This window comes from Pseudomonas sp. Irchel s3h17 (assembly GCF_900187505.1).
In the GTDB taxonomy this organism is placed as follows: Bacteria; Pseudomonadota; Gammaproteobacteria; order Pseudomonadales; family Pseudomonadaceae; genus Aquipseudomonas.
This window is the reverse complement of sequence record NZ_FYDL01000008.1, coordinates 96,167-108,933: the sequence shown is the minus strand read 5'-3', so window position 1 is coordinate 108,933 and position 12,767 is coordinate 96,167. Positions and strand designations below refer to the sequence as shown.

Sequence of the window (12,767 nt, the reverse complement as noted above, 5' to 3'; positions counted from 1 at the left end):
TCTACCTCAGCTTCAGGGTGGCAAGGCCAATCAGCACGAGAATCACGGTGATGATCCAGAAACGGACGATCACGCGCGGCTCGGGCCAGCCCTTGAGTTCAAAGTGGTGGTGAATCGGCGCCATGCGAAACACACGGCGACCGGTCAGTTTGAAAGAGGCGACCTGGATCACCACCGACAGGGTTTCCATCACGAACACACCGCCCATGATGAACAGGACGATTTCCTGGCGGACGATCACCGCGATGGTGCCCAGGGCCGCGCCCAGCGCCAGTGCGCCGACGTCGCCCATGAAGACTTGCGCCGGGTAGGTGTTGAACCAGAGGAAACCCAGGCCGGCACCGATCAACGCGCCGCAGAACACAATCAGCTCACCCGCGCCCGGTACATAAGGGATCAGCAGGTATTCGGCGAACTTCACGTTACCCGACAGGTAGCAGAAGATCCCCAGTGCGCCGCCCACCATCACGGTCGGCATGATGGCCAGGCCGTCGAGGCCGTCGGTCAGGTTGACCGCGTTGCTGGAGCCGACGATCACGAAGTAGGTCAACACGATGAAACCGGCGCCCAGCGGAATGCTGTAGTCCTTGAGCATCGGCAGGATCAGGGTGGTTTCCACCGGTGTGGCGGCGGTCATGTAAAGGAAGATCGCCGCGCCGAGGCCAAACACCGACTGCCAGAAGTATTTCCAGCGACTGGGCAGGCCACGGGAGTTTTTCTCGATGACCTTGCGGTAGTCGTCAACCCAGCCGATGGCGCCGAACAGCAGGGTCACCAACAGCACGACCCAGACATAACGGTTGCTCAGGTCGGCCCAGAGCAAGGTGCTGACACCGATGGCCGACAGGATCAGCGCGCCGCCCATGGTCGGGGTGCCCGATTTCGACAGGTGCGATTGCGGGCCGTCGTGACGGACCGATTGGCCGATCTGGCGGTGCTGCAGGGTGCGGATCATCCAGGGGCCGAAGCACAGCGACAGTACCAGCGCGGTCAGTACACCGAGAATCCCGCGCAGGGTCAGGTACTGAAAGACCGCGAAGCCCTTGTAGAACTGTTGCAAGTACTCCGCTAGCAGCAGCAGCATTAATGTTTCTCCCCGCTCGAACCGCACAAGGCCGCGACGACGTTTTCCATCGCAGCGCTGCGCGAGCCCTTGATCAAAATAGTGGTGTTTGTATCGTGTTCGGCGCCCAGCGCCGCAATCAGATCCGCCTGGTTGGCGAAATGACGAGCCTGTTCACCGAAGGCTGCGACGGCATGCGCCATCATCGGGCCTACTGCGTAAAGTGCGGAAACCTTGCCGCTGGCATACGCGCCAACTTCGCGGTGCCCCTGCTCCGCCCACTCGCCCAACTCGCCAATATCCCCGAGCACCAGGACGGTGCGACCGGAAAAGCCGACCAGTATATCAACGGCAGCGCACATGGAGGTGGGGTTTGCGTTGTAAGTGTCATCAATTACGCGCATGCCGTTGGTCGCCAGCTGCGCAACCGCACGTCCCTTGACCGGTTGCACGGCATTCAGGCCGCTGGTGATACCGGACAGCGATACACCCAGGGCATGAGCGGCCGCGGCCGCGGCCAGGGCATTGGCCACGTTATGGACACCCAGCAGGCTCAATTGAACGTGGGCGATACCCAGCGGGCTGTGCAGGGTGAACGATGGGCAGCCACGTGCATCGCGATCCAGGCCGCTGGCGTGGAAATCGGCACGGCTGTCGTCCAGGGAAAATGTCAGCACCTGACGGCCGGCCGCGCGTTTTTCCCAGATGGCAAAGGCCTTGTCGTCGAGATTCAGGACGGCGACGCCATCAGCGTCCAGCCCTTCGAGAATCTCGCCCTTGGCTTCGACGATTTTCTCCGGTCCGCCAAACTCGCCAACGTGGGCGGTACCGGCATTGTTGATGATCGCGACATGCGGCTGGGTCAGGCCGACGGTGTAGGCAATCTCGCCGATGCGCGAGGCGCCGAGTTCGATAACGGCTGCGGTATGTTCCGGGGCCAGTTCGAGCAAGGTCAGCGGCACGCCGAGGTCGTTGTTCAGGTTGCCACGGGTTGCCAGCACCGGACCGCGCGTGCGCAGGATGCTCGCGAGCATTTCCTTGACCGTGGTCTTGCCGCTGGAACCGGTGATCGCCGCCACTGGATGCGTGTACGCGGCACGGTTCAGCGCGCCGAGCTGGCCCAACGCCTGGCGCGCATCCTTGACCAGCAACTGCGGCAGGGTGGCGTTGGCCACTTCACGCTCGACCACGGCGGCAACCGCGCCTTTGGCGGCCACGTCGTTCAGGTAGTCATGACCATCAAAGCGCGGACCGGCCAGCGCAATGAACAGTTGGCCAGGCTGGATCGCCCGGCTGTCGATGCTGACGCCGTCAAAATGGCTGTCGACGGACAGTACGCGGCCGGCCAACGGGCCTGCCACTTCGCTGAGTTTCAAGGCCTTAAGCACGGGCCACCTCCCATGCGGTCAAGGCATGATCGGCCTCGACCAGATCAGAGAAGTCATGGCGTTCGCCGTTGATTTCCTGGTAATCCTCGTGACCTTTGCCGGCCAGGACAATCACATCATCGGCGCTGGCACCGGCAATCAGCTCGGCAATTGCCCGACCGCGACCGGGAACGAAACGAACCTTATCCACAGCGGCAAAACCGGCGCGAATATCATCGAAAATCTGCGCGGGGTCTTCGGTGCGCGGATTGTCATCGGTCACCAGCACGCCATCGGCCAGGCGCTCAACCACTTCGGCCATCAACGGACGCTTGCCGCGATCGCGATCGCCGCCGCAACCGAACAGGCAGAGCAGCTTGCCCTTGGCGTGCGGACGCAAGGCCGTCAGGACTTTTTCCAGCGCATCCGGGGTGTGGGCATAATCGACCACCACCAAGGGTTGGCTGCCACCGCCCAGGCGCTGCATGCGACCGGCCGGGCCTTCGAGCTTTGGCAGCACACGCAGGATTTCATCCAGCGCGTAGTCCAGCCCCAGCAGTGCGCCTACCGCGGCCAGCACGTTGCTCAGGTTGAATCGCCCCAGCAAGGTGCTGCGCAGATGGTGCTCGCCCTGGGGCGTCACCAGCGTGGCACGCACACCTTCGTCATCGAACGCAGCTTCACGGCAATACAGGTAGGCGCTGGAATCTTCCAGGCTGTAGGTGATCAGGCGCGACTCACCCTTGTCAGCAGCCAGCTTGCGACCGAACTCGTCATCGAGGTTGATGACCCGGCACTTCAAGTCGTTCCAGCCGAACAGCCTGGCTTTCGTCTCGCCGTAGGCTTGCATGGTGCCGTGGTAATCCAGGTGATCGCGCGACAGGTTGGTCAGCACAGCCACATCAAATGCCAGCGCACTGACACGCCCCTGGTCCAGGCCATGGGAAGACACTTCCATGGCGACGGCCTTGGCACCGGCCTTTTTCAGGTCGGCCAGGGTCGCCTGAACGACGATGGGGTTCGGCGTGGTGTGCAGGCCGCTTTCCAGCGCGCCATGGAAACCGCTGCCCAAGGTGCCCACGATGCCGCAGTGTTGCCCCAGCAGGTCCAGCGCTTGCGCGACCAGTTGGGTCACGCTGGTTTTACCGTTGGTGCCGGTCACGCCAATCAGGTTCAGGTGACGGCTCGGCTCGCCATAAAAGCGCCCGGCGATATCGGACAACTGCGCGGCCAGGCCCTTCACCGGAATCAATGGCACATCGGTAATCGGCAGGACGGTTGCCCCTTCGACTTCATACGCCACCGCCGCCGCGCCGCGCTGCAGGGCATCGGCAATGTGCGCACGACCGTCGAGCTTGCCACCCGGCACCGCCAGGAACAGGTCGCCTGCCCGCACGCTGCGGCTGTCCAGGGTCAGTTCGCGAATCAGCAGATCACGGCCAGCGTGGGCAAAAATCTTGTTCAGGCTAAGAGACATCAGCCGCGCCCTCCGTTGGCTTTAACTGGAATAGTCGGGGTTGCATTGGCTGTTTGGGTCGGTGGCAGGTTGTCCGGGGTGATGTTCATCAGGCGCAGGGTGCCGGACATCACTTTGCTGAACACCGGCGCAGAAACCAGGCCACCGTAGTAGCCGGCCTTGCTCGGCTCGTCGATCACGACAACGATGGCGAAACGCGGATCGCTCATCGGGCCGAAGCCGGCGAACAGCGAGCGGTAGGAGTTTTCGGCATAGCCTTTGGTGCCCACCGAGGTCTTGCGCGCGGTACCGGACTTGCCGCCCACGTGATAGGCCGGTACTTGTGCACGGAACACACCGCGCGGAGCCTCGATCACCTGCTGCAACATGCCTTGCATGGTTTTGGCCACGCTTTCCGGCATCACCTGGGCGGCTTGCGGGGGCTTGTCGGTCTTGATCAGGGTCAGCGGTGCAAGACGGCCGTTGTTGGCCAGCGCCGAAAACGCATGGACCAACTGGATGGCCGTCACCGAAAGACCGTAGCCATAGGACAGTGTCGCGGTCTCGGCCTTGCGCCATTCGCGGTAGTTCGGCAGGTTGCCGACCCGCTCGCCCGGGAAGCCCAGGCCGGTGTCCTGGCCCAGGCCGATCCGCTGGGCGAGACGGAAAATGGTTTCGCCGCCGATATCGAAGGCGATCTTGCTCATGCCCACGTTACTGGAGTTGATCAGGATCCCGGTCAGGTCCAGTACCGGGCCTTCTGTCTTGGAAACGTCGCGGATGGTGTATTTACCCAACTGCAGCGTGCCCGGGTACACCTCGACGGTGTCACTCGGTTTCCAGCGACCGGATTCCAGCGCGGCGCTCATGGAGATCGCCTTCATGGTCGAACCTGGCTCGAACACGTCGATCATCGCGCGGTTACGCATCATCGCCGGTTGCAGGTTGCGACGGTTGTTCGGGTTGTAGGTCGGCTGGTTGACCATGGCGAGGATCTCGCCGGTCTTCACGTCCATGATCACCAGGCTGCCGGCCTTGGCGCCGTTCTCGATGATGGCGTTGCGCAACTCGCGGTTGGCCAGGTATTGCAGGCGCAGGTCAATGGACAACGCCAAGGGCTTGCCGGCCTTGGCGTTTTTGGTCACCTGAACGTCTTTGATCAACCGGCCGCGCCGGTCCTTGATCACCTGACGCTTGCCGGGCACACCTGCCAGCCATTCGTCATAGGCCAGCTCCACCCCTTCACGACCGTGATCGTCGATATCGGTAAAGCCAACCATATGAGCGGTGACTTCACCGGCCGGGTAGAAACGCCGGAACTCTTCAATGCCATAGACACCGGGCACCTTGAGGTCGAGCACGAGCTGGCCCTGCTCGGGGGTCAAGCCGCGCACCAGATAGATGAATTCCTTGTTGGCCTGGGCTTCCAGGCGCTCGGTCAGGGCTTTCGGATCCTGGCCCAGGGCAGCCGCCAGCGCCGGCCATTTTTCCTTGGCCGTTTGCATTTCCTTGGCATTGGCCCACAAGGTCGTGACCGGGGTACTCACGGCCAAGGGTTCACCGTTGCGGTCGGTGATCAGGCCACGGTGAGCCGGAATGGGAATGTGACGAAGACTGCGCGCATCGCCCTGCCCCTTGAGGAAGGCGCGATCGACGACCTGCAGGTCGATGATGCGCCAGGCAATCGCCGCCACCATGATGCCGAGCAAGCCCAGCACCAGGCGAAAACGCCAGGGAAACAGCGCGCCGTCGAGTTTCATCATGGCGCCACCATTCGCACTTCAGCCGCGCCCGGGATGTGCATTTTCAGTTGTTCGGTGGCCAGCACTTCGATACGGCTGTGGGCCGTCCAGGTACTTTGCTCGAGGATCAGGCGACCCCACTCTGCCTGTGCCTTGTCGCGTACGCTCAACTCGTTGTACAGCGAGTTGAGCAACTGACGATTCCAGTGGGCGCTGTAGGACACCGCGATCGCGGACATCAGCACGCCAACAAACAGCAGCAGCATGAAAAAGCTGCCGCCTGGAAGAGGCTTGGCAAAGAGCTTGCTCACCGCAGCTTCTCCGCGACGCGCATGACGGCGCTACGGGAGCGTGGGTTGGCTTTGAGTTCGGCTTCGCCGGCGAACTGCGCTTTGCCATGGATTTTGATTTTCGGCACAAAGGCTTCGAAACGTACCGGCAGGTTGCGCGGCAGGTTATCGGTTTCACCCTTGACCAGTTTGCGCATGAACAGTTTGACGATACGGTCTTCCAGCGAGTGGAAGCTGATCACCACCAGACGACCACCGACCTCCAGCGCCTCGAGCGCCGCTTCAAGACCGGTTTCAAGATCGCCCAGCTCGTTGTTGACGTGAATGCGCAGGCCCTGGAATGCACGGGTAGCCGGGTTCTTGCCCTTTTCCCACGCCGGGTTGGCCACTTTCAGGACTTCGGCCAGATCGCCGGTGCGCTCGAATGGCTTGATGTCGCGACGTTCGACCACGGCACGGGCCATGCGACCGGAAAAACGCTCTTCGCCGTATTCCTTGAATACGCGGGCAATTTCTTCGACAGGTGCCGTGTTGACGAACTGGGCCGCACTGATCCCGCGAGACGGGTCCATACGCATGTCCAGCGGACCGTCATTGAGGAAGCTGAAGCCGCGCTCGGGATCGTCGAGCTGTGGCGAGGACACCCCCAGATCGAGCAGGACGCCGCTGACCTTGCCGGCCAGGCCGCGATCGGCCACTTCCGAACCCAGCTCGGCAAAGCTGCGCTGTACAACGACAAAGCGGCCGTCTTCGGCCGCTAGCGTTTGCCCGGTGGCAATCGCTTGAGGATCCTTGTCGAATCCCAGCAACCGGCCATCAGGGCCGAGCTGGCTGAGTATCAGGCGGCTATGACCGCCGCGCCCGAAGGTGCCATCGAGATAGCACCCATCAGGGCGTACGGCGAGAGCCTCGACGGCTTCGTCAAGCAGTACGGTGATGTGGTTAAAGCCGCTATCAATAGTCACAGGATCAAATCACGCAGTTCATCAGGCATGGCGCCCGGTTGTTGAATAGCAGCCAGGTCAGCAGCAGACACTGCATCCCAGGCATCCTCGTCCCACAATTGGAACTTGTTCAGTTGGCCTACCAACATTGCGCGCTTATCCAACTTGGCATATTCGCGCAGACGTGGCGGAACCAGAAAACGACCACTGCCATCGAGTTCGAGATCGACGGCATTACCAATCAGCAAGCGTTGCAAGCGACGGTTTTCTTCGCGCAGCGAAGGCAGTGCGCGCAGCTTGGTTTCAATCAGCTCCCACTCATCGAGGGGGTAAACGCACAAACAAGGGTCAACGGCATCAATCGTTACAATTAACTGCCCCGAACTTCGCGAAACGAGCTCGTCACGATACCGGCTCGGCATGGCGAGACGGCCTTTTGCATCGAGACTGATAGCGTTGGCTCCGCGAAACACGTCAGCGTCTCCCCAAATTTTAGCGTTTTACGCTCAAAAAACCCACTTCATGCCACTTTTCGCCACTTGTGCACACTATAGGAATGCGCCCACCACACCGTCAAGGCGCGGATTCAAGGAAAAACCTTACAGATCGGAGATTTAGAGGCGCAAAAGAAGAGGTTACGAATATTTGGCGGATGATTGAGCTCGATAACTTGAAGCAGCACTGAAGGCTACGTTCAGAAGTTAAAGTAATTTGTTAAGAGTAAGATTTTTTTGGTATTACAAAAGCGCGTCTGCTATTGATTCAAGCAGGGTGGGTAATGGCTACTACGGGCGCCTCTGCAAACGGGGTCCTGCGGACGGTCTATCGACATTAAACTTATCACCGCCAGCCACTTGAACGCTAGCCAGTCGATAGTACCAAGCCTCCCCGCCTGTGGCTCAGGCAGAGAAGATAAATAAGGTGGAGAGTCGATCTGTAAGCCGGGTTCTGTCTTGAACAGTCATTCGTCTACGATGGCCATCACTGGACACCTTTAGCAACCTACCCGGTCCCAGCGCGGGCCACGCCTTGGGACCCTATTTGGTCTTGCTCCAAGTGGGGTTTACCTAGCCACGAACTGTTGCCAGTCGTGCGGTGCGCTCTTACCGCACCTTTTCACCCTTACCGGCACCGAAGTGCTTAGGCGGTTATTTTCTGTGGCACTTTCCGTAGGCTCGCGCCTCCCAGGCGTTACCTGGCACTTCGCCCTATGGAGCCCGGACTTTCCTCCCCCCCCTAATTTTCATAGAGGGCAGCGACTGTCCGATCGACTCTCCGCCGCGAAGGTTAACGGCACAACGCCCGAAGAACAAGCAATAAAAGCCTTTTACCGCTCTACAGCCCGCGCGCTTACTCGCCTTTCTGCTTTTCCAGGGCCACTTGATAAAGCACGTTCTTGCGCTCACCGGTTATTTGCGCCGCCAGGGCTGCCGCACGCTTGAGGGGCATCTCCTCGAGCAACAGATTGAGGACACGCATCGCCTCACTGCTGACCGCATCCTCGCTTTCCGGGGCCGTCCAGCCGGCCACCAGCACCACGCACTCGCCGCGCTGCTGATTGCTGTCGGCCTCGACGAAAGCGCGCAACTCGGCCAATGGCAGGCCCTTGAGCGTCTCGAAGGTCTTGGTCAGCTCACGCGCCAGCAACGCCGGACGGTCCGCGCCAAACACCAGTTCCATGTCCTGCAGGCACTCCAGAATCCGGTGCGGCGCCTCGTAAAAGATCAAGGTGCGCGGTTCTTCCTTTATGGACTCCAGGCGCGCGCGGCGCCCAACGACCTTGGCCGGCAGAAAACCCTCGAAGATAAAGCGGTCCGATGGCAGCCCCGCCGCAGACAATGCCGCAATCAACGCGCAAGCCCCGGGAACCGGTACTACATTGATACCGGCCGCCCGCGCCTGGCGCACCAGGTGATAACCGGGATCCGAGATCAGCGGCGTGCCCGCGTCGGAAATCAATGCGACGTTGTCGCCTGCCAGCAAACGCGTAATGAAACGACTGCCTTCATCGCGCTCGTTGTGCTCATGGCAAGCGGCCAAAGGCGTACCAATCCCGAAATGTTGCAGCAACCGCAAGGAGTGACGAGTATCTTCAGCAGCGATCAACGCCACCTCACGCAAGATTTTCAGCGCGCGGGCACTGATGTCATCCAGGTTGCCGATGGGCGTCGCCACCACATAAAGCGAGCCAGCAGCGGAATTCAAAGCACCTGGAGCAGTCAAAGCGCACACCTCATGGTTGGTAAAACCGCCATTGTAGCGCGTAGTAGCCCCTCGGATGAGCGTCACTGTCGTCATCGGACACCCGCCACCGTTGAGCCTCGCAACATTTACACGACCTAAATTGAACGTTTCACGCCAGCAACATCGCGCCCCGGCCAGCGCTTGGGTACAATTCCACGCTAATTTGATCGAGTATCAGGAACACTTACATGATCGCTTGCCTGCGGCTGTTCACTGCCCTCTGCCTTGCTGCCTTGCTGGCGGCTTGCGCTAGCTCGCCCTCGTCCAGCCTTGGCGACCTTCCACGGACTGCGGATGCCAGTATCGAGCAACTGCTCGAACAGGCCACCACCGCAGGCAATCCCGAAAAGGCTGCCCTGCTGCGCCTGAGCGCCGCCGACCTGGCCTACCGTCAAGGTAACGCCGACCAGTCCGCGCAAATACTTCAACTGGTTCCAGTGGAATCGTTGAAACCCGGCCAACAGGTCTTCGCCAGCACCCTGGCGGCGGAACTGGCCATGACTCGCAACCAGCCCAAGGCGGCGCTGACTGCCCTGAGCCATCCAAGCCTGCAACGCCTGGACGAGCTACCCGACGAGCAGCAAGTGCGCACCGGCACCGTGCGCGCCCGCGCCCTCGAGGCCGATGGCCAGACCCTGGCCGCCGCCCGCCAGCGCATCGCCATTGCCCCGATGCTTGAAGGCGACGCCGCTAGCAAGAACCATGAGGCCATCTGGGCACTTATCGCTTCCTTGCCGACCGACCAACTGCAACCGATCACCAACGACGAACTCGGTGGCTGGATGAGCCTGGCCGTGGCGGTGAAGACCGCAGGCACGCTGGAACTGCAACAGGCCGCCATCGACCAATGGCGCGCCCAGCACCCGGAACACCCGGCCGCCCTTCAACTGCCACTGGCCCTGACCCAACTCAAGCAACTGGCCAGCCAGCCCGTCAGCAAAATCGCCCTGCTACTGCCCCAGGAAGGCCCGCTGGCCTCGGTGGCCAAGGCCTTGCGCGAAGGCTTCATGGCTGCTCACTACCAAGCCCAGCAAGCCGGACAGAAGCCACCGGCCATCGAGTTTTATGACAGCTCGCGCCTGACCTCGCTGGACGACTTCTATCGCAAGGCGCAGGCCGATGGCGTGCAACTGGTTGTCGGCCCATTGGAAAAACCATTGGTCAAACAACTCAGCGCCCGCCCACAACTGCCCATCACCACCTTGGCCCTGAACTACAGCGAAGGCGATCAAGGCCCCGCCCAACTGTTCCAGTTCGGCCTGGCCGCCGAGGACGAAGCCCGCGAAGTGTCCCGGCGAGCACGGGCCGACGGCCTGCATCGCGCCGCGGTCCTGGTACCAAAAGGCGAATGGGGCGATCGCGTCCTCAAGGCGTTCAGCCAGGACTGGCAAGGCAACGGCGGCACCATCATCGGTATCGAGCGTGTCGACCAGCCTGTGCAACTGGCCCAGCAAATCGCCGACCTGTTCCAGCTGCGCCAGAGCGAAGGTCGCGCCAAGAGCCTGCAAAGCACCCTGGGCTCCCAGGTCGCCGCACAACCTTCGCGTCGCCAGGACATCGAGTTCATCTTCCTGGCCTCGACCCCGCAACAGGCCCAACAGATCAAGCCCACGCTGAACTTCCAGTACGCGGGCGACGTACCGGTCTACGCCACGTCCCACGTGTACAGCGCCAGCGGCGACCAGAACCAGTACAACGACATGAATGGCATTCGCTTCTGCGATACCCCATGGTTGCTGAACATCAACGACCCACTGCGCCAGCAAGTGACCGCTCAATGGCCGCAAGCCAACGGCAGCCTGGGCCGCCTGTACGCCATGGGTGTCGATGCTTACCGCCTGGCACCACGCCTGGGCCAGCTCAAGGCGTTGCCTGACAGCACTATCGAAGGCCAATCGGGCAACCTGAGCATGAGCCCGACACAGCGCATTCAACGTCAGTTGCCCTGGGCACAGTTCGTCAACGGTCAGGTCCAGCGCCTGCCAGACACCCAACGTTAATGCCTGACAGGTCAAGCCAACAACGCGGACGGGACGCCGAAAGCCAGGCGCTCCAGCATCTCCAGCAACAGGGTCTGCGCCTCCTGGCGCAGAACTGGCTGTGCAAACGCGGTGAGCTTGATCTGGTCATGCTTGACGGCGATACAGTAGTATTCGTCGAAGTCCGCTACAGACAAAACACCCAATGGGGTGGCGCGCTCGGCAGCATCGATGCACGCAAGCGTCAAAAACTGATTCTCGCCGCGCAGTACTTCCTGCAAAGCGAGTCGCGCTGGGCCGATTCTCCCTGCCGCTTTGATGTAGTCGCCATAGACAGCACCGCAACACAGCTGAACTGGCTACGGAATGCCTTTGATAGCTGACCGCTCTCAGGCAAGGCCGCCTTTAACCCAATACTTTTGCTCTTTGCTTTGCGGGCCGCACATTGCCGTGCCACCAAGCCGCGCCACTTAAGGTCACACAGATGGACATGCAATCCCGAATTCGCCAGCTTTTTCAGGCCAGTATCGATACCAAGCAACAGGCGATGGACGTACTTGCACCGCACATCGAGCAAGCCAGCCAAGTGATGGTCAACGCCCTGCTCAACGAAGGCAAAATGCTTTCGTGCGGTAACGGCGGTTCGGCTGGCGACGCACAGCATTTCTCTTCCGAACTGCTTAACCGTTTCGAGCGCGAGCGCCCGAGCCTGCCAGCCATCGCGCTGACCACCGACAGCTCGACGATCACTTCGATCGCCAACGACTACAGCTACAACGAAATATTCTCCAAGCAAATCCGTGCACTGGGCCAACCCGGCGACGTATTGCTGGCGATTTCCACCAGCGGCAACTCGGCCAACATTATTCAAGCGATCCAGGCCGCACATGATCGCGAAATGATTGTCGTAGCCTTGACCGGTCGCGACGGCGGCGGCATGGCCTCGCTGCTTTTGCCTGAAGACGTCGAAATTCGCGTACCGGCCAACGTCACCGCACGCATTCAGGAAGTTCACCTGCTGGCGATCCACTGCCTCTGCGACTTGATCGACAGCCAATTGTTCGGGAGTGAAGAATGACCCTTAATCGCCTCGGCCTTGTGGCCCTGACCCTGAGCCTTGCCATCAGCGGCTGCACCTCAATGGTGAGCGCCAGCCGTGAAAGCCCTATTCAAGATGACCGCGGCACTCGCACCTTCGGCAGCAAGATCGACGACTCCCTGATCGAAACCAAGGTCGGCGTGAACGTGGCCAAGGCCAACCCGGACCTGGACCGCAACTCGCACATCGTCGTGACCAGCTTCAACGGCGTCGTGCTGCTCGCCGGACAAACACCCCGCTCCGACCTCAAGGCCCAGGCCGAACAAGCCGCTGCCGCCGTCCAGCGGGTCAAGACCGTACACAACGAACTGCAAGTGATGCAGCCTTCGTCGTTGCTGGCCCGTAATAACGACGCCTGGCTGACCACCAAGATCAAGGCCCAGATGCTCACCGACCCGAGCATTCCCGGCTCACGCATCAAGGTCGTGACCGAGAATGGCATCGTCTACTTGCTGGGCCTGCTGACCAAGCAGGAAGCCGCCCAGGCGACCAATCTGGTACAGGGTGTTTCCGGCGTACAAAAGATTGTGAAGCTGTTCGAGTACATCGATTGATGTAACCCGAACGCCAGGCACAAAAAAGG

At 61.0% G+C, this 12,767-nt stretch carries 12 protein-coding genes and 1 other RNA gene; 4 read left to right on the top strand and 9 right to left on the bottom strand.

From position 1 onward, the window contains the following. Position 1 precedes the first annotated feature (1 nt). The 9 genes from mraY to rsmI all read right to left on the bottom strand — a co-directional run bounded on the left by mraY (position 2) and on the right by rsmI (position 9,085). A complete protein-coding gene (gene mraY / locus CKW25_RS13225; RefSeq protein WP_095079827.1) occupies positions 2–1,084 on the bottom strand; it encodes a phospho-N-acetylmuramoyl-pentapeptide-transferase in 1,083 nt (360 codons plus the stop codon). Further along, on the bottom strand, positions 1,084–2,451 hold the full coding sequence (gene murF / locus CKW25_RS13220) for a UDP-N-acetylmuramoyl-tripeptide--D-alanyl-D-alanine ligase (protein ID WP_095079825.1): 1,368 nt from the start codon (positions 2,449–2,451) through the stop codon (positions 1,084–1,086). The genes mraY and murF overlap by 1 nt, the downstream gene beginning before the upstream one ends. After that, positions 2,444–3,907 (bottom strand): UDP-N-acetylmuramoyl-L-alanyl-D-glutamate--2,6-diaminopimelate ligase, encoded by a 1,464-nt coding sequence (locus CKW25_RS13215; RefSeq protein ID WP_095079823.1) that lies wholly within the window; start codon positions 3,905–3,907, stop codon positions 2,444–2,446. The genes murF and CKW25_RS13215 overlap by 8 nt, the downstream gene beginning before the upstream one ends. Beyond that, entirely contained in the window at positions 3,907–5,646 is a 1,740-nt protein-coding gene (locus CKW25_RS13210) for a penicillin-binding protein 2 (RefSeq protein ID WP_172736515.1), read from the bottom strand. Before CKW25_RS13210 ends, CKW25_RS13215 begins: the two co-directional genes overlap by 1 nt. Further along, entirely contained in the window at positions 5,646–5,939 is a 294-nt protein-coding gene (gene ftsL / locus CKW25_RS13205; RefSeq protein ID WP_095079819.1) for a cell division protein FtsL, read from the bottom strand. Before ftsL ends, CKW25_RS13210 begins: the two co-directional genes overlap by 1 nt. After that, positions 5,936–6,883, bottom strand: coding sequence for a 16S rRNA (cytosine(1402)-N(4))-methyltransferase RsmH (gene rsmH, locus CKW25_RS13200; RefSeq protein WP_371855086.1), 948 nt, complete (start codon positions 6,881–6,883; stop codon positions 5,936–5,938). The genes ftsL and rsmH overlap by 4 nt, the downstream gene beginning before the upstream one ends. Continuing rightward, positions 6,880–7,335 carry a division/cell wall cluster transcriptional repressor MraZ gene (gene mraZ / locus CKW25_RS13195; RefSeq protein ID WP_019693566.1) on the bottom strand — a complete coding sequence of 152 codons (456 nt, stop codon included), beginning with the start codon at positions 7,333–7,335 and terminating at the stop codon, positions 6,880–6,882. The genes rsmH and mraZ overlap by 4 nt, the downstream gene beginning before the upstream one ends. Positions 7,336–7,783: 448 nt before the next feature. Beyond that, an RNA gene (gene rnpB, locus CKW25_RS13190) (RNase P RNA component class A) lies at positions 7,784–8,137 on the bottom strand. Positions 8,138–8,212: 75 nt separating this feature from the next. Further along, positions 8,213–9,085, bottom strand: coding sequence for a 16S rRNA (cytidine(1402)-2'-O)-methyltransferase (gene rsmI, locus CKW25_RS13185; protein WP_095079817.1), 873 nt, complete (start codon positions 9,083–9,085; stop codon positions 8,213–8,215). Positions 9,086–9,294: 209 nt separating this feature from the next. Between rsmI and CKW25_RS13180 the strand changes: the two genes are divergently transcribed. The 4 genes from CKW25_RS13180 (at position 9,295) to CKW25_RS13165 (ending at position 12,738) form a co-directional block, all read left to right on the top strand. Then, the gene (locus CKW25_RS13180; RefSeq protein ID WP_095079815.1) at positions 9,295–11,106 is read left to right on the top strand and encodes a penicillin-binding protein activator; all 1,812 of its coding nucleotides are present in this window, start codon (positions 9,295–9,297) and stop codon (positions 11,104–11,106) included. Beyond that, positions 11,106–11,468: a YraN family protein gene (locus CKW25_RS13175; RefSeq protein ID WP_095079813.1), complete on the top strand. Its 363-nt coding sequence runs from the start codon at positions 11,106–11,108 to the stop codon at positions 11,466–11,468. The genes CKW25_RS13180 and CKW25_RS13175 overlap by 1 nt, the downstream gene beginning before the upstream one ends. 101 nt (positions 11,469–11,569) lie before the next feature. Continuing rightward, positions 11,570–12,163: a phosphoheptose isomerase gene (locus tag CKW25_RS13170; protein WP_007904374.1), complete on the top strand. Its 594-nt coding sequence runs from the start codon at positions 11,570–11,572 to the stop codon at positions 12,161–12,163. Beyond that, entirely contained in the window at positions 12,160–12,738 is a 579-nt protein-coding gene (locus tag CKW25_RS13165) for a BON domain-containing protein (RefSeq protein ID WP_095079811.1), read from the top strand. The genes CKW25_RS13170 and CKW25_RS13165 overlap by 4 nt, the downstream gene beginning before the upstream one ends. Positions 12,739–12,767: the final 29 nt, after the last annotated feature.

Coding starts and splice junctions, on each gene's coding strand:
- CKW25_RS13210 (WP_172736515.1), bottom strand. CDS start 5,646: ATGAAACTCGACGGCGCGCTGTTTCCCTGGCGTTTTCGCCTGGTGCTG.
- CKW25_RS13215 (WP_095079823.1), bottom strand. CDS start 3,907: ATGTCTCTTAGCCTGAACAAGATTTTTGCCCACGCTGGCCGTGATCTG.
- CKW25_RS13165 (WP_095079811.1), top strand. CDS start 12,160: ATGACCCTTAATCGCCTCGGCCTTGTGGCCCTGACCCTGAGCCTTGCC.
- CKW25_RS13180 (WP_095079815.1), top strand. CDS start 9,295: ATGATCGCTTGCCTGCGGCTGTTCACTGCCCTCTGCCTTGCTGCCTTG.
- CKW25_RS13170 (WP_007904374.1), top strand. CDS start 11,570: ATGGACATGCAATCCCGAATTCGCCAGCTTTTTCAGGCCAGTATCGAT.
- CKW25_RS13175 (WP_095079813.1), top strand. CDS start 11,106: ATGCCTGACAGGTCAAGCCAACAACGCGGACGGGACGCCGAAAGCCAG.
- mraY (WP_095079827.1), bottom strand. CDS start 1,084: ATGCTGCTGCTGCTAGCGGAGTACTTGCAACAGTTCTACAAGGGCTTC.